Genomic DNA, 17,181 nt, shown 5'->3' with positions numbered 1-17,181 from the left:
ATCTAAAGAATAAAGACAATGACGGTGATGAAAACAAAATAAGTTTTCTCTTTTTCAACCCAATTGTTGAGCATAACAAAATAGAGAAAATCAGTGCTCTTTTACTAACGTCCATATAGAGAACAGCCATTCTCCATGGACTTGTAAAAATTGAGCGCTAATTTTCCCCTGCATTGTGAATGTATCAAAAATTTAAACGATTGGCAAGAAAAATAGAAATAGATTGTACGTTCTCTTAAGACAGATGTGCAAAAAAAATGTTAAGGAAGGAGTTGAAAATATATGAAAATCGGAAAAAAGTCTTGCCTATTTTTAGGCGTAGTGTTGTTAGCTGGAATTTTTTCAGTCGTTAACATGTATAATGTAACACCATTGAAAGCATCTGTGGAAAAGTACTCTATTGAAACAGATACTGAAAACTCAGATGGAAAAATTCCAGTGATAGTAAAGATTAATGGAGAAAAAGATGAAAAATTAACACTTTCTTTTGATGGATTTGAGGAAGTTTCAGCAAAAAATCTTTCAAAGGATGTCACTAGTGAAAACGCTGAAGACATCATAATAGAAGATACAGTTGATCCTTCTTTAAAAATAATTAATACGAAGAATAGTCGTAAACCAATAGAAATTAAATTTTTTGTTAATCAATTGGAACAAAAGACTGAAGGGAAAATCGTTTTAGCTAATTCTCTTAAGGAAGAATTAGCTTCAAAAAAACTTATTTTCCCAACAGTTACTAGGAATGATGCTTTAAAAAGCATTTCGACCTTTTCAGTTCCAGCACAACCATTTCTCACTGGAAATTATCCTGGTGATCATGGTGAACCGGGACCTACAACACAAGAAATGGAATTAGCTAATAAGGCTGCAAATGATGCAATCGGGTTTAATCCTGAAGTGAATGTTAGATACGTCAGTACATGGGCAGATCTTCGTGATGCATACAATGATGCGACTGTAACAAAAATAGTATTGGAAGCTGACATCTCAAATACAGGTAATCAAGCCATGAGTAATAGAAGAACGTCAATTGAAATTGACGGAGCTGGGCACAGCTTGCACCTTAACGCTAGAAGTTTTGAAATTAATAGTCCCACTGATGGTATTGGATTTTTCCACATTCATGATATGGTTGCACAGCAAAATCTAAATAATGGGTTATCTTCTGCTGGTCGTTATGCTTTTGTCAACGGAAGCAGTGGAACTGCCAGTGTTGCTGGGTGGACGTTTAGGACAGGAAATATCACGACAGAACCTGTAAATGGGAATCGTGTGGGTCGTTTTATTCGAGCGTATCAATCAATGGTGCAAACCTATGGCTATATGAACTTGACAACGACAGAAGAAAATTATTATGCTGGCGGAATGATTATAGAAGATAAGACGCAGTGGCGGGGAACCGTTACTTATGCCAACTATTCCGCAGTATGGTTCGTAGAAAACTCAACGAATGCTGCCTCAACAAGTAAAAGTATGGAATTTACTGTAGGTAAAAATGCCTTGGTTTCTTTAAAAAATGAAACGACAGGTGCTTCCTACCCAGCTGTTTTTCAACATTATCGTGCTATGACAATAGGTGAGGGATCTGTTTATAACTCAAATATGCAAGGAAACTCAATAAGATTTGATGATGCAGATTCTTCTTTAACGGTAAAAAGAGATGCAACTGTCAACTTACTTAGTCGAGGAACTGGTTCAGTTATGCAGTTTAGTGCGAATAACACAGCATTTAATTTAGAACCTGGCGGGAGTGTTTATATCGTTGGTTCAACAACAAGTCCTGTTGTTGATATAACAGGTGGTTCGAATAGAACCTTTACGATGAATTCTCCAAAAGGTTTTGATATTCGAAACAAAAATACTGGAACTACAAGTAATAGCCCAGCTGTTTCTACTACCAATGTTGCTAGCAATATCTTAACGATCAATGACTCTGATATCGACTTGTGGACGTTAAGGTCTGAACTGATGGGACCTTCCCAACAGACGTATGCAAAAGTTGAGAAATTTTCAGCCAAAGCAAATGGTGGATCGTCTAATGTAACGACAACAGAACCAGGTTTAGGTACGTTTGTAGCAACTCAATATCGTCGAATTGCGGGGATGAATGCCAATCCTGAAGTTGAGTGGGTTCCTGTAACTGACGCGGATAAAACCTATAAAGCAAGAGTGAAAATTGGGATGACACCAACAGATACTTTTGACGAAGACGGTAATGTTGTTTTACAACCTGTTTATGCGGGGGCTGGCCAAGCAAAAGTGACTTTTACAGACACTTATGGCGAGACACATACAGTTTCTACTGATGCTCAAGGTTACGCAACAATGACAGACACAAAATTCAATATCACGAATAAAGAAATTAAAGCACATGCGGTCAGAGGACCATGGATTTCTGAAACAGATCCAGTTACTCCTGTGTTAGATGTCACACCTCCTGAACCTGCAACTGTTACAGGAGATAAAGTTACCAATGCAATGAAACAATTAGCCGGTAAAGATGCTGAGGCTAAAGCCAAAATATATGTTGATATCAATGGTGTACGTCAGACATCAGTAGGAACAGTCAACGATGATGGAACCTGGATTTACAATTTGCCTCGTTACTTAAATGCAGGTGAAGTCGTCCAGATCTTCTTAGAAGATAATGCAGGTAAAGTCACAGAAGCTATTGTTCCAGCAGCTCCTTCAACCAATAACGATAATGGGAATATCAACCCAGCAACTGAGCTGAAATATAGAGATGCAACATTTAAGGCAGCAACGAAATATACAGTAGAAGATGTTTTACCAGATAAACCACTTATGGAAAAATCAGTGATTTCTTCTGGAGGACAAACGACCCAAGTCGGCGATATCTTGACGTATACATTAATTGCTAAAAATAATAAAGCAGCCTCTTATAGTACAAATTGGGCAAAAGTTGTCATTACAGACACGCTTCCTACTGGCTTAGACTTTGACCCAGAAACAGCAGAAGTCAAAATCAACGATGTTATAGCGGTGAGCCCAACAGATTATACGTATGATGCTGATTCTCGTTTGCTAACCGTTAACGCTGGCAATTTAGCAACTGGTAACGCAACGAAGGTTACATTTAAAGTAACCGTTGCGGCTAATGCGGTAGGATCAATCATTACAAATAAAGCCGAAGCAATTGGTGAATCTCCAAGAGAAACACCATTTGTTGAAGGTGCTGAGGATCCTAACGCCAAACGTGAGACTTATTCAGCGGAATCACTGGGTGTGGATAATCCTGGTGGAACTGTTTTTGGTGTTTTAGAATTAGCATCTGCACCAACGGAAATTGATTTTGGCAGTGTAAAATATCAAGGGAAAAAGACCCGAGTGAATGCTGCTGAGCATCATGGTGCTGATCTGGTTGTTAAAGACAGCCGAGCCAATAAAAAAGGCTGGTCACTAACTGCAAAAATGACGACACCAATGACAAGTACAACACCAGATACCCCAGCCTACACATTGGACGGGGCACTAAAATATGTGTATAAAAACCGAGAAATCACACTAAATGGTGGTGCCCAAGATATTATGGTCCAAGATGCTGTTGTTGGTGGCGGAATTGAAGGTGCCACTTACAACATTAGTGATACATGGTCTGAATCTGGAGATGGATTTAAATTTGAAGTGTCTGCTGCCGATGTGAAAACCCTTGGAATTTATCAAGGTGAGATCCTTTGGGAATTGGGCGATACTCCATAAAAGTAAAGGAGATTCTTAACTCATGAGAAAAAAAATCAGCTTTTTAATACTCTCCTTTGCTTTTGTATTGACGCTAGTAATCAGTAACCCACTGAATGTAGCGGCTAATAATGGAGGAGAGGTGCAGACTAGTGGTGTGATCAGCTTTTACGAAGAAAGTACTTCTACAGAGCCATCGAGCACCACGGAACCTTCATCAAGTACTCAGCCATCAACTAGTTCTGAAGCGACTATAAAACCAGTTGGGCGCTACCCAAGTACTGGTGAAATGGTAAAAACAAGTCTTGTATTCAGTGGGGCAGCCTTGATTATTATCGGCTTACTATTATTTTTCTGGAAACGCAAGAAGGAGAAAGAAGGGCGGGATAACAAATGAGAAAGTTGAAGCAAACGATTAAATTTCTCGTTATACCAGTTGCCGTAATTTCTTCATTAGTTTTGAGCAGTGCTAGTGTATTCGCAGAATCAGAATCACTGAGCGGTTCTGGGAAAATTAAATTCTCGGGGGAATATCCGCAAGAGATTGTGGATCCAGAAAAACCAGGAGAAATAGTTGATCCTGGAGAAACTCCGCAACTTAAAGGAGACTTGAGAATCGACTTTGTTCCGAAACTGGATTTTTATCAGAATAAAATTTCTGATAAAGACGAAATTTACTATGGAAATGCACAGAATTTCTTCGGCGCAACCAAACCTAGAGGAAACTTTGTTCAAGTGACAGATTTGAGGCAAAAACCAACAGGTTGGACCTTACAATTACGTCAAGAAATGCAATTTATAAACAACGATACTGAACACAGAGAGATAAACGGAGCCATGTTGTCACTAGATAAATCATGGGTGAGCTCTGCAAAAGATCTTAGCGATGCTCCGCAATTATCAAAAGAAATCATCAATATAGACAATATTGGCGCTTCATATAATTTGGCGCAAGCCAATACTGGTCAAGGGAGAGGAACATGGACGATTTCTTTTGGAGCATCTGTTGAAAATCAGAGCAACCAAAAGAATACTCTGAAACCCAGACTTGATAAAGATGGTCAAGCAGTTCTTGATCCAGTATTCGACAATAAACCCGTCTATTTGAATAAAGCTGTTTCACTATCAATACCAGGAACAACAATCGTTGATCCGGTACCTTATACTACGGTGTTAACTTGGGTATTAGCCGAGTTGCCATAAATAGAAAAAAACACACAAACACACACACAAACACAAAAACTAGGAGGAAACACACATGAAAACAAAAACATTATGTTCAGTAGCATTATTAACTTTATTAGGAGTAAGCTTAGCAGCCCCAGCTGCAGCTAACGCTGAAGCAAAATCATTACCAACAAACGGTAAAATCAAATTCACAGAAGATAACGGTCCTAAAGACATCACTGACCCAGAAAATCCTGAAAAACCAGTTGTAGATCCTAAAGAACCGATCATCGTTAACCCAGATCGCGGTTCATTCAGTATTGATGCTGTAACTGAATTAAACTTTGGTGAAGATAAAGTGAAAGCTTTTGCTTCAAATCCAGAATACTTTGCAGCAGCAATCCCAGTAACAACAGCTGATGGCGATGTTACTCGTGGTAATTTCGTACAATTTACTGACGTACGTGGTGTTGCAAATCATAAATACCAAGTAAGTGCACAATTATCAAAACAATTTGAAGCAAATGCAAATGCTGGAACTTTCTTGAAATCAGCTACGATCGATTACTCAAATGCAGTAATTACATCTGCTGATCCAGCAGCACAATGGCCAGCAACAACTGTTGCCGGATTCCAATTAGCAGCTGATGCAGCTGGAACAGGTGCTGGTTCATCAGTAGTAGTTTTAGATAACAAAGAAGCTTCTAAAGGAATCGGAACTTACACCATTGAATTTGGTCAATATGGTGACGGCACTGCGGATACTACTGCAGAATCTGTTAAATTAACTGTACCAAACACAAACGTTTTATTAGCTGACGAATACACAGCTGAAATCACTTGGACGATCGCTGAAGTATTATAATTTAAACTGAATAATAGCTTGAATGATAGAGCATACTTTAAGTAGTCATGTTCAAATAAATGGCGAGACAGAAAGGAAATTTCTGTCTCAGCCTTTTTAAAGAGAGGGATAGCGATGAAGAAAAAGCATCTATTATATTTAGTAGCAACCATCATTATAACTATGTTTATGTCGATTAAGACATATGCACAGGAGAACAGTAGCGGCAACGCAACTGGATTTACATATGAAACAATCAAACCGGATAATCAAAGAAGTAAAGAGGTCGGTTACTTTGATTTAAGGATGACACCTGGACAAACACAAACTGTTAAAATCAAAATCAAAAATTTAGCTTCAGAAGAAATCGACGTTTCAGTCAAACTAAACGGGACGAAAACGAATGCTAATGGAGTGATTGAATATGGTCCAACAACAATCAAAAAAGATAAATCATTAAAGTATGATTTTGAAAATATCGTTAAGGCACCAGAAACAGTTAAAATACCTGCAAACGGCGAACAGGATGTCGACATAGAAATTACAATGCCAGAAGCATCATTCGATGGTGTGATCTCAGGCGGTATCCAACTTCAAAAAATCGAAAAAGATGAAAAATCAAAACCAAAGAAGACCGGCGTTATCAATAAATATGCCTACGTCATCGGCATGATCCTTTCAGAAACTGACAAAGAAGTTCAAGCTAATCTTGAATTAAATAAAGTATATGCAGAATTGAATAATTTTAGAAATACCTTCTTTGTAAATTTCTCTAACATTGAGCCAGCATATTTAGAAAATATGGCAACACAAGTTCAAATCATGAAAGATGGCAGTGGTGAGGTCTTGTATGAAACCAAACGTTCAGGAATGAGAATGGCCCCTAATTCATTGATTGATTTTCCAGTAAGTATGGAAGGTGATCGAATGGTTCCAGGAAATTACCGCGCTAAAATTCTAGTAACTTCTGGTGAAAAGAAATGGGAATGGGATGAAAAGTTCAAAGTTACCGATGAAGAAGCAGACAAATTCAATAACCAAGATGCCAGCTTAGAGGATGTTCAAACATTTAACTGGCAATTGATTGCAGGAATCGTGGGCGGCGTACTTGCGCTAGCTATCGTTATTTTCCTTGTTATTAGGGCAATCAATAAAAAGAAACAAGCAAAGAAAAAACAAACCAGGAAAAAAAAACCTAAAAAATAATGGGTGGCATGAGCTAGTCTTTCGGAAAAAACATAAAATCTGATTGTGACAAGAACATGATTCTCCTATTTTTCAGATAAGGCTGAACGAGTCCCTTCAACTTTTAAATTTAAGGAGGTAAAGACATGACGATATTAGATTGGTTTTTTATTGTTTCATTGTCCTTAGCAAGCATCGGATTATTGTTTGCTGGGATCTCCTTTTTTCTGATGATTCAAACCAATAAGGCTTTAACAAAGGTCAAAATAACTAAAGTCAAAAAGAAAAAGAAGAAGCAAAAAAGACGTAAAATCAGAGAGCTAACAAAAAAAATCAAAAAGCATCGGACTTTTGGAATTGTTCTAAGTGTATTATTTCTACTATCAGCTTTCACTGCAGGATATTCTTTATATTACCAATCTATGCATTTAAGTCAGAAAGACTCCCAAGCTGTTATCCAAGGGTATTACCTATTAGACAATCTTGAAAACGAACTGAAAGAGGCCAAAACAACAGAGAATGATGTAAAAGCAGGTAAAAATATTAAGTTGTTAGCAGGTCAGCTATCAAGTTACGGTATCTACAAAGCAACAATCAGAAACACCGAACAAGGACAAAAAGTGTTGAATAAGTACTATAAATCAATGAAAGAATTAGGAATCAATGTCTCCTCTCAAACAGATGAGTTCTTTAAAAATGAAGGTCTTTTAAATGAGTTTGAAGTGGATCTCGCAGCGGTTAAAAAAAATCAAGCTGCGGTTGTCAGCTATTTTAAAATCAATGAAAAAGCGTTGGTAAATAAAAAATAACCTGGTGATTTTATGAAGAAAGTGGCTCATAAAAAAAGTGAGAACTTAAAAGCAAAGAAACAATCAACTCAAAAGCGACTAAATACCCAAAAGAAAGCTGTAAATAAGAGATCTGCTATGAAAACAGCTACATCTTCAAAAAAGCGTAAAAAAAGGAAAATAAATAAGAAAAAAAAAGCACTTAGAAAAATGAAGTTTCTTTTTCTTGAGATAGTATTGACTTTACTTGTGACACTCGGAGTTGTTTACTTATTCTCTCTTTTCACCTTCTCTATTGCAAATGTTGAAGGCTATTCAATGAGTAACACACTTGAAGATAATGATGTCGTTGTCGTCAATAAATTAGCTAAGCTTAAGCGGTTTGATCTAGTATATATCCGAGTTCCTAATACTAAGGATAAGTCAGTTAGAAGAATCATAGGCCGTCCAGGAGAAAGCGTGTATTATAAAAATGGGCAATTATTCATCAACGAAGAGGAAAAAGAAGAACGTTTTATCGCGGATTATAAAAATCAATTCGAAAAAGAGGGTATGATGTTTACAGAAGATTTTACGCTTAAAGGATTGACTGGTGAACCGACTATTCCTAAAGGAAAGTATCTAGTTTTAGGTGATAATCGTCCTTATGCGACGGATAGTCGTTATTATCAACTTGTGGATGAAAAAGAAATTATTGGGACTATAGACATGAGAATATTACCCTTACATACGGTACGGCGATTTTAATAAAAGTGAAAAACACCTTCGTTTTTTTTAGATTTGTAGGTGTTTTTATTCTGTACAAATGCTCATAGAGCCGTAATGGTAATAAAGGCGTTTTGAATGAAAAGAATAAAAAATAAGTTTTTTCTTGTGAAATCTGTTATACTAGAAAGCGTTACAAGTTCCCGAAAGGATTTGTTGTAAAATAGTAGGCCAAGCTAAGAAATAGTCGTTTTGAATGGGACGAAGCGGGTGCTATATTTTATACAAAGATGCCTTGTAACCGAATATAACTAGGGGGAATACATTATGACAGAGAGACATTTATTTACATCAGAATCTGTTTCTGAAGGACATCCGGACAAAGTTGCCGATCAAGTGAGTGACGCAATATTAGATGCGATTTTAGAACAAGATCCACTAGCCCGTGTGGCTTGTGAAACAAGTGTAACAACAGGTTTGGTTTTAGTTTTTGGAGAGATTTCTACTACTGCTTATGTAGATATCCAAAAAGTTGTGCGACAAACATTGAAAGATATTGGTTATACACGTGCTAAATATGGCTTTGATGGCGATACCGTTGCAGTTCTTGTTGCAATTGATGAGCAATCACCAGATATTGCACAAGGTGTGGATGATGCATTAGAAACACGTGGTGAAAAAGATACTAAAGATGACATTGGTGCTGGAGATCAAGGCTTGATGTTTGGTTTTGCGGTTGATGAAACACCGGAACTAATGCCATTACCGATTTCATTAAGTCATAAACTCGTTCGTCGTTTGACGCAACTGCGTAAAGAGGAGAAGCTTCCTTATCTACGTCCAGACGCAAAATCTCAAGTGACCGTAGAATATGATGAAAATGGCAAACCTCAACGTGTAGATACAGTCGTAATCAGCACACAACATGATGAAGAAGCAACGCTGGAACAAATTCAAAAAGACGTGAAAGCACTCGTCATTGATGAAGTGATCCCAGCCGAATTATTAGATGAAAAAACAAAATACTTTATTAATCCGACAGGACGTTTTGTAATTGGTGGACCTCAAGGGGATGCAGGATTGACTGGCAGAAAAATCATCGTAGATACTTACGGAGGATACGCTCGTCACGGAGGCGGCGCTTTTTCTGGTAAAGATGCCACAAAAGTCGATCGTTCTGCAAGCTATGCCGCAAGATATATCGCAAAAAATATTGTTGCAGCTGGTTTAGCTGAAAAAGTTGAAGTTCAACTAGCTTATGCAATTGGTGTAGCACAACCTGTGTCAATTTCTATCAATACCTTTGGAACAAGTGAAGTATCTGAAAGCAAATTGATTTCAGCTGTTCGTGAAAATTTTGACCTGCGTCCTGCAGGAATTATAGAAATGCTTGACTTACGTCGTCCGATTTACAAACAGACGGCAGCATATGGTCATTTTGGTCGTACAGACATTGAACTACCTTGGGAGCAGACTGATAAAGTTGAAGCAATCAAGAAAAGCTTGATGGAGTAAACGAGGCGGCGCTACTAATGAAAATTAGTGGCGCCGTTTTGCTGTGAATCACCACGACTGGCTCCGCCAGAGTGGATGATGAACAGTACTAGGCGACCAAAGGGAGCGTAGTCACCTTACTAGTGAAACACCAACCACCTTAATCTTAAATAACAAATAGAAGTTAGCGACCAAAGTAATTGAAATCACCAAATGCCATAAATCAAACAACAAATAAAAGCCAACAATTCATAAAATTAGTCATGAGTAGATTACAACAAACCTAAAAACTCTGATAGTAACGTAAAGTCTCACAACAGTACCAATAAACCTCTGTAAATGAATTTATAAGTAACTTTATTAAACTAAAAAAATTAAAAGGATGGAGATACATGGAAAGAAAAACAAACGTCAAACTTGTCACGATCAGTGTTTTTGTTGCAACATTTATGACTGCAATTGAAGGGACGATCGTCTCAACAGCTATGCCAACGATCGTAGGATCATTGCATGGCATGGAAATTATGAACTGGGTATTTTCTATTTATTTATTAACAAATGCCATGTTAACGCCGATTTACGGGAAATTAGCAGATAAAATCGGACGTAAACCAATTTTTATGATTGGAATCATTATTTTTATTATCGGTTCTTCCCTTTGTGGTTTAGCTCAAAATATGATCACATTGATCATTGCTCGGGCAATTCAAGGGATTGGTGCAGGAGCTATCATGCCAGTTGCTTTAACGATCTTGGCAGATATTTATTCAATTGATAAACGTGCAAAAATGCTAGGTTTGAATAGTGCAGCTTGGGGAATTGCGAGTATTTTTGGACCACTTGCAGGTGGATTTATTGTAGATACTGTAGGTTGGCATTGGATTTTCTTTATTAATGTACCGATTGGTATTGTTTTAATGGGCTTGATTGCTTACTTTTTGGTGGAGCCAAAAAGAGAACAGAAAAAAGTACCTATGGATATCTTGGGTAGTATTCAGTTGATGTTGGTTTTATTAACGCTATTATTAGGTTTCCAACTAATTGGTGATGGCGGTTTCGATTTAAAAGTGTTCCTATGTTTAGGAGCATCTGTTTTATTTTTTATTGGATTTATTTTTGTGGAAAAAAGAGCGAAAGATCCAGTTATTGATTTGATGCTGTTTAAAAACTCGACGTTTGTAATCGTCAATATTGTAGCAGCTTTGATCAGTGGATTTTTGATGGGGGTAGAAGTGTATATCCCAATGTGGATGCAAGGCGTATTAGGAAAAAGTGCAGGAATCGGTGGACTTGTCTTAGCACCAATGTCCATTTTATGGATGGTAGGTTCGTTCATTGCTAGTAATTTAATGGAAAAACATCCAACGAAAAGAGTACTGACGATTGGTTTGAGTATTACTTTATTAGGGGGTATCTTCCTAGTATTAGTTCCAGCAACGATTTCATTTGTTTGGTTCTTCGCCATCTCATCTGTTTTAGGCGTTGGTTTTGGGATTACGATCACCACAACAACTGTGACAGCTCAAAGTAGTGTAGATCCATCTGAAATGGGCGTTGCAACATCATTCAATACATTAGCTAGAACGATTGGGCAAACCTTGATGGTCTCGATCTTTGGTGTGATCATCAATGCAGTAACAACTTCGGAATTAGCAAAAAGTACATTGAAAGTTGACTCTGATGTGATGAATCAACTGGTTAATCCACATACAGCTAATACGATTCCAGCAGATTTACTCAAACCGTTACGAGGCATGTTGTATGCTGGACTTCATAATGTATATGTAGTCGGCATTGGCTTGATCATTCTTGCAATGATTCTAAATGTAAGTGTGAAAAAGAAAATGACTAACTAGAGGAGTTTTATTTCTTTATAAAAAATGCCTATAGAATACGAAGTTTTGACATAAAAAGTTCATACTTACTTTGTATGATATTGGTATACCAAAAGCAAACAACTAAGTAAACTATTTTCATTTTTAACTCCTCCTCTGCTCGTTCTTCTTAGAAGAACGAGTATTTTTTGATTTCTATATTTAGTCAAAAAATAATTGATTTAATGCTACAATAATAGAAAACAGAAAATGAGGGATGTTGGATGGCTTTTTTGCAAGCAAGTATTTATTCAAATGTATTAGAGATGGAAGTATCTGTGAATGTTATTTTGCCACAAAAAACGGAGAAAAAAATTGGTACAGCAACAAAAGGAAACGATACTGATGTTCCTGTGATGTATTTACTTCATGGAATGGGTGGAAATCATAGTGTGTGGGAACGACGAACATCAATAGAACGTTATGTCTCAGATTTAGGTTTAGCTGTGATTATGCCGTCTACAGATCTTGGGTGGTATACTGATACAACGTATGAAATGAACTACTGGACGTTTATTTCTGAGGAATTGCCAAATATTTGTCATGAATTATTCCCGCAGTTGACAACGAAAAGAGAAAAAACCTTTGCAGTAGGACTTTCAATGGGTGGCTATGGGGCTTTAAAACTGGGGCTAGCTAAACCAAGAAACTTTGGGGCTGTGGCCTCTTTATCAGGTGCCGTGAACCTTGCTGACAGGATAGAAGATTTACTAGCAATTAAAGGAAGAAATTTCTGGGAAGGAATTTTTGGTCCATTAGAAAAGGTTCAAGGATCAATAAACGACCCAATGTTTTTACTTGATCAGTTAGTCGTAAATGGAGAAGCTGCGCCAAGTATCTTCCTTTGCTGTGGAGAAGAGGATTTACTTTTGTATGGAAATAAAGTAATGTCCAATGCGCTGACGTCTCATAATATCGAGCACAAATTTGAAACGGGACCTGGTAATCATGATTGGGTGTTTTGGGATGCATGGATTCAACGAGTGTTACAATGGTTGCCATTAAAAAAATAGAATTTAAAAGCGTAGACAAATAAAAATGTCTACGCTTTTTTGCGTATTACTATTAGACAAACGTATCTAAACCATTCAAAAATACTCGCAAAGTTTTCATGAAAAAATCTTTTTGCTTTTCCTTTTGTCTATATTGAATACTTTCGCTAATATTATTCAGCTCATGTTCTTGAACATATTGTTTCATTAAGATAATTTGCTTTTTCAAGTAATCATCACCAGCCATGACTTTATTGTATAACTTCTTCTCTTCTGAAGAATCCATTAGCATACCAAACAATAAGTGCTGTAAGGAGGTGATCGTCATGTAACTTAATTCAATGGAAAATCCAGCATCATTAAGAATACCCAGGATCGCGTCAAGATGTCTTAGTCTAGATGGGTAAGAAGGAATTGTTTGGATTTCGATTTCGATTGCACATGGATATTGCAGATACAATTCATAATAATTTTCCATGTAGGCATAGATTGTTTCTTTCCAATTTTCTTTAGGCTTAGGAGCTATAAAATGATTTTCTATCTCTTCTGCCATACTTTGGAGCAATGCTTGTTTATTTTCTACATGCCAATAAATTGCTGGTGCTTGGATGTTAAGTTTTTGAGCGACTTTACGCATGGATAATTTTTCTAGTTCAGGATTTTCTCTCAATAATTGAAAAGCAGCTTGAACGATTTTTTCTTTTGATAATTTTTCTTCCAAATTTCTCATCCTTTTATACAAAAAATATAAGCTAACTTCTTGAATTTCGTTTCTAAAAATGGTAAATTGTTATGCAGCCTAATTTTACAGTGTTAAGTTTGTGAAGTCAATGAAGGTGAACGTGTCTCTTTCATAGGCCTATTACCACATAATAACATTAAATGATCGTTGAAAGTTGCACAACGAATCAAGTAAGGGCTAGTTTTACAAAGAAAGTTGGGATTATGTGAGTATTATTATGGAGCATGTCAAAAAGTACAAGCTGGAAGTTACCATAGCATTGATTAGTGTTGTTGTCATGGTCATGTCGGCTTTATGGCAGCCTAAACTATTACAAAAAGTCTTAGAAGCAATTATTAAAGATGATAAGAGCCAAATGAAAGAACTTGGTTTGTATTTAATTGGAATCGCAGGTCTGGGCTTGATTGCGGGTGTGTTCAATACAATTTATTCTGCAAAAGTCGCACAAGGTGTGAGTGCCGATATCCGTGAAACAACATTTCGTAAGATTCAAACATTTTCATTTGGAAATATTGAAGAATTTTCAGCTGGAAATTTAGTCGTTCGCTTGACGAATGATGTTACTCAAATTCAAAATGTAATCATGATTGCCTTGCAGTCGTTGTTCAGGATTCCGATTTTATTTATTGGTAGCTTTATCCTAGCGATGATGACATTGCCGCAGTTGTGGTGGGTGATTGTTTTACTAGTTGTTGCTGTATTTATTATCACGGCACTATCTTTTTCTCAAATGGGTAAACATTTTATGCTTATTCAAAAGTTGATTGACAAAGTGAATGGTTTGGCAAAAGAGAATCTTTTAGGGATTCGCGTAGTCAAATCATTTGTCCAAGAGAAAAATGAATTAAATCGTTTCACAAAAGTTAGCGAAGAACTGACAACGCATAACTTGATTGTGGGCACACTTTTTTCTGTGATGATTCCTTCATTTATGTTAGCGGCTAATCTAGCGGTTGTAGGGTCGATTTTTCTTGTTAGTAATTTAGTGAAAGATAATCCGACTGTTATTGGTAGTGTTGCGTCGTTTATGAACTATTTGATGCAAATCATGATGGCAATCATTATCGGTGGAATGATGATGATGATGACTTCTCGTGCTGCTGTTTCGATCAAACGAATTAAAGAAGTGATGGATACTGTTCCAGCACTCACTTATAAAGATGTACCGGAACAAAACTTAGATGGCAGTGTAGTTTTTGACCATGTTAGTTTTCGATATCCAGGGGATGAGACTGACACATTGAAAGATATTTCATTTTCTATCAAACCAGGTGAAATGATTGGAGTCGTTGGAGCCACAGGTGCTGGTAAGTCAACGTTGGCACAATTGATTCCTCGCTTATTCGATCCATCAGAAGGAACAGTGGAAATCGGCGGCGTCGACTTGAAGAATGTAAATGAGCACAGCTTACGTAAAGCAGTGTCCTTCGTTTTACAAAAAGCGATTCTCTTTTCAGGTACGATTTCACAAAATTTACGTCAAGGTAAAAGAGATGCTGATGAATCTGATATGGCTCATGCAACCGAAATCGCTCAGGCAAAAGAGTTCATCGAGAAGTTAGCATTGCAATATGAAGCACCAGTTGCTGAACGAAGCAATAATTTTTCAGGCGGACAAAAACAACGACTATCTATTTCAAGAGGTGTGATTGGAGATCCTAAAATTTTGATTTTGGATGATAGTACCAGCGCCTTGGACGCTCGCTCAGAGCGCTTGGTTAGAGAAGCATTGGATAATGATTTAAAAGAAACAACAACGATCGTGATTGCACAGAAAATTTCTTCTGTTGTTCATGCTGACCGTATTTTAGTTTTAGACAAAGGTCAATTAGTGGGCGAAGGTACTCATGAAGAATTAGCCAAAACAAACCCAATCTACCAAGAAATCTATGAAACACAAAAAGGAAAGGATGAAAATAATGACTGATTTAATAAGAGCAAGTAAATTCTTTTTTCATTATTTAAAACGCTATAAACTTTCCTTCTTGTTTATTTTTGTGACGATCATCATTGCAACGTATTTACAAGTTAAAGCACCGCAATTTATTGGTGAAGCAGTTCAAGAATTAGCAAATTACACAAGAGCGTTGGCGCAAGGAAATGATGATAAGAGTAAGTTTATGGATATTATCTGGAAGTTATTGATTTTTTATGTTCTAACAAGTGCAGCAAACTTCATCTATAGTATTCTATTTACTCAAGTTGTTGGAAAGTCGACAAACCGTATGCGTATTGGACTATTCAATAAATTAGAAAAACTAACAATTCGCTTCTTTGATTCTCATCAAGATGGTGAAATTTTAAGCCGTTTCACCAGTGATTTAGACAATATCCAAAATAGTTTGAATCAAGCATTATTGCAAGTGATGACAAACATTGCGTTATTTGTTGGAATTTTGATTATGATGTTCCGCCAAAATGTTCAACTAGCTTGGGCAACAATTGCCTCTACTCCAGTTGCTATTTTGATTGCAGTTGTTGTAATCAGTAAAGCACGTAAATATGTTGATATCCAACAAGATGAAGTTGGAAAGTTAAATGGTTATATGGATGAAAAAATTAGTGGACAACGTGTGATCATCACAAATGGTCTGCAAGAAGAAACAATCGACGGGTTCTTGGAACATAACGAAACAGTACGTAAAGCAACCTTTAAAGGTCAAGTTTACTCTGGACTATTGTTTCCTATGATGCAGGGAATGGCCCTTGTTAATACTGCCATTGTGATTTTCTTTGGTGGTTGGTTAGCATTGAATGGTGATTTGGAAAAAACAGTGGCTTTAGGTTTAGTCGTAACATTTGTTCAATATTCTCAACAATATTACCAACCATTGATGCAGATTTCTTCAGGATATAGCATGATTCAGTTAGCCATTACAGGAGCACGTCGCTTAAATGAAATGTTTGATGAACCAGATGAAATCAATCCAAAAGATGGGAAAGAAATTGATGGTATCAACGAGTCAGTTTCCTTGAACAACGTTAATTTTGGTTATGATCCAGAAGTGCCGATTTTAAAAGATGTTTCAATTAATGTAAGCAAAGGTGAAATGGTTGCTTTAGTCGGGCCAACAGGATCAGGGAAAACAACTATTATGAACTTGCTGAATCGTTTTTATGATGTAAATAGTGGTTCAGTGAGATTTGATGGAACGGATATTCGAGAAATTGAATTAAGTAGCCTACGAAACCATGTTGGTATCGTTTTACAAGATTCTGTTTTATTTTCTGGAACAATCCGTGCTAACATTGCTTTTGGTAAACCTGAAGCAACTGAGGAAGAAATCATCGGAGCGGCTAAACAAGCGAATATTCACGAATTCATTATGGAACAAGAAAAAGGGTATGATACTGAAATTACTGAGGAAAATAACATCTTCAGTACAGGGCAAAAACAATTGATCAGTATTGCTAGAACGATCATCACAAACCCATCACTATTGATTTTGGATGAAGCAACTAGTAATGTAGACACCGTAACTGAGGCTAAAATTCAAAAAGCCATGGATGAAGCAATTAAAGGCAGAACTAGCTTTGTGATTGCGCATCGATTAAAAACTATTTTGAATGCGGATCGTATTGTTGTTTTAAGGAATGGTGAAGTGATTGAAGAAGGAAGTCATCATGAACTGTTAAAACAAGAAGGGTTTTATTCAGAATTGTATCATAATCAATTTGTATTTGAATAAAT

Annotated in this window: 13 protein-coding genes and 1 riboswitch; of the genes, 12 read left to right on the top strand and 1 reads right to left on the bottom strand. The window is 36.8% G+C overall.

Annotation, left to right across the window (positions count from 1 at the left end):
- Positions 1 to 282: 282 nt before the first annotated feature.
- From AC4BB5_RS15460 to AC4BB5_RS15415, 10 genes are all read left to right on the top strand, one after another.
- Positions 283 to 3,720, top strand: coding sequence for a pectate lyase-like adhesive domain-containing protein (locus AC4BB5_RS15460; protein WP_490456986.1), 3,438 nt, complete (start codon positions 283 to 285; stop codon positions 3,718 to 3,720).
- 22 nt (positions 3,721 to 3,742) lie between these two features.
- A complete protein-coding gene (locus AC4BB5_RS15455; RefSeq protein WP_490456985.1) occupies positions 3,743 to 4,096 on the top strand; it encodes an LPXTG cell wall anchor domain-containing protein in 354 nt (117 codons plus the stop codon).
- Complete coding sequence (locus tag AC4BB5_RS15450; RefSeq protein WP_490456984.1) at positions 4,093 to 4,902, top strand: WxL domain-containing protein; 810 nt, start codon at positions 4,093 to 4,095, stop codon at positions 4,900 to 4,902. Before AC4BB5_RS15455 ends, AC4BB5_RS15450 begins: the two co-directional genes overlap by 4 nt.
- 55 nt (positions 4,903 to 4,957) lie before the next feature.
- Entirely contained in the window at positions 4,958 to 5,731 is a 774-nt protein-coding gene (locus AC4BB5_RS15445) for a WxL domain-containing protein (RefSeq protein WP_490456983.1), read from the top strand.
- A gap of 114 nt (positions 5,732 to 5,845) precedes the next feature.
- Entirely contained in the window at positions 5,846 to 6,916 is a 1,071-nt protein-coding gene (locus tag AC4BB5_RS15440; RefSeq protein ID WP_490456982.1) for a WxLIP family cell surface protein, read from the top strand.
- A gap of 125 nt (positions 6,917 to 7,041) precedes the next feature.
- Positions 7,042 to 7,704, top strand: a complete 663-nt coding sequence (locus AC4BB5_RS15435; RefSeq protein WP_490456981.1) for a hypothetical protein — start codon at positions 7,042 to 7,044, stop codon at positions 7,702 to 7,704.
- Positions 7,705 to 7,716: 12 nt separating this feature from the next.
- Positions 7,717 to 8,430 carry a signal peptidase I gene (gene lepB, locus AC4BB5_RS15430; RefSeq protein WP_490456980.1) on the top strand — a complete coding sequence of 238 codons (714 nt, stop codon included), beginning with the start codon at positions 7,717 to 7,719 and terminating at the stop codon, positions 8,428 to 8,430.
- A 146-nt stretch (positions 8,431 to 8,576) separates the two neighbouring features.
- Positions 8,577 to 8,718, top strand: a riboswitch (SMK box riboswitch).
- On the top strand, positions 8,716 to 9,903 hold the full coding sequence (metK, locus tag AC4BB5_RS15425) for a methionine adenosyltransferase (RefSeq protein WP_490456979.1): 1,188 nt from the start codon (positions 8,716 to 8,718) through the stop codon (positions 9,901 to 9,903). It overlaps the preceding riboswitch by 3 nt.
- Before the next feature lie 371 nt (positions 9,904 to 10,274).
- Positions 10,275 to 11,738, top strand: coding sequence for an MDR family MFS transporter (locus tag AC4BB5_RS15420; protein WP_490456978.1), 1,464 nt, complete (start codon positions 10,275 to 10,277; stop codon positions 11,736 to 11,738).
- A 242-nt stretch (positions 11,739 to 11,980) separates the two neighbouring features.
- Positions 11,981 to 12,769 carry an alpha/beta hydrolase gene (locus AC4BB5_RS15415; protein WP_490456977.1) on the top strand — a complete coding sequence of 263 codons (789 nt, stop codon included), beginning with the start codon at positions 11,981 to 11,983 and terminating at the stop codon, positions 12,767 to 12,769.
- A 52-nt stretch (positions 12,770 to 12,821) separates the two neighbouring features.
- Here the strand turns inward: AC4BB5_RS15415 and AC4BB5_RS15410 are convergent, their stop codons facing one another.
- Entirely contained in the window at positions 12,822 to 13,469 is a 648-nt protein-coding gene (locus AC4BB5_RS15410) for a TetR/AcrR family transcriptional regulator C-terminal domain-containing protein (RefSeq protein ID WP_490456976.1), read from the bottom strand.
- A 238-nt stretch (positions 13,470 to 13,707) separates the two neighbouring features.
- Here AC4BB5_RS15410 and AC4BB5_RS15405 point away from each other — a divergent pair, with 238 nt between their 5' ends.
- Positions 13,708 to 15,417, top strand: a complete 1,710-nt coding sequence (locus AC4BB5_RS15405; protein WP_490456975.1) for an ABC transporter ATP-binding protein — start codon at positions 13,708 to 13,710, stop codon at positions 15,415 to 15,417.
- Complete coding sequence (locus tag AC4BB5_RS15400; protein ID WP_490456974.1) at positions 15,410 to 17,179, top strand: ABC transporter ATP-binding protein; 1,770 nt, start codon at positions 15,410 to 15,412, stop codon at positions 17,177 to 17,179. Before AC4BB5_RS15405 ends, AC4BB5_RS15400 begins: the two co-directional genes overlap by 8 nt.
- The last annotated feature ends 2 nt before the right edge of the window (positions 17,180 to 17,181 follow it).

This window comes from Enterococcus sp. AMC1252, assembly GCF_058216515.1.
Note: the sequence above shows the minus strand (reverse complement) of the source record. Positions and strands in the feature narration are given on the sequence as shown.

Coding starts and splice junctions, on each gene's coding strand:
- AC4BB5_RS15460 (WP_490456986.1), top strand. CDS start 283: ATGAAAATCGGAAAAAAGTCTTGCCTATTTTTAGGCGTAGTGTTGTTA.
- AC4BB5_RS15455 (WP_490456985.1), top strand. CDS start 3,743: ATGAGAAAAAAAATCAGCTTTTTAATACTCTCCTTTGCTTTTGTATTG.
- AC4BB5_RS15450 (WP_490456984.1), top strand. CDS start 4,093: ATGAGAAAGTTGAAGCAAACGATTAAATTTCTCGTTATACCAGTTGCC.
- AC4BB5_RS15445 (WP_490456983.1), top strand. CDS start 4,958: ATGAAAACAAAAACATTATGTTCAGTAGCATTATTAACTTTATTAGGA.
- AC4BB5_RS15440 (WP_490456982.1), top strand. CDS start 5,846: ATGAAGAAAAAGCATCTATTATATTTAGTAGCAACCATCATTATAACT.
- AC4BB5_RS15435 (WP_490456981.1), top strand. CDS start 7,042: ATGACGATATTAGATTGGTTTTTTATTGTTTCATTGTCCTTAGCAAGC.
- lepB (WP_490456980.1), top strand. CDS start 7,717: ATGAAGAAAGTGGCTCATAAAAAAAGTGAGAACTTAAAAGCAAAGAAA.
- metK (WP_490456979.1), top strand. CDS start 8,716: ATGACAGAGAGACATTTATTTACATCAGAATCTGTTTCTGAAGGACAT.
- AC4BB5_RS15420 (WP_490456978.1), top strand. CDS start 10,275: ATGGAAAGAAAAACAAACGTCAAACTTGTCACGATCAGTGTTTTTGTT.
- AC4BB5_RS15415 (WP_490456977.1), top strand. CDS start 11,981: ATGGCTTTTTTGCAAGCAAGTATTTATTCAAATGTATTAGAGATGGAA.
- AC4BB5_RS15405 (WP_490456975.1), top strand. CDS start 13,708: ATGGAGCATGTCAAAAAGTACAAGCTGGAAGTTACCATAGCATTGATT.
- AC4BB5_RS15400 (WP_490456974.1), top strand. CDS start 15,410: ATGACTGATTTAATAAGAGCAAGTAAATTCTTTTTTCATTATTTAAAA.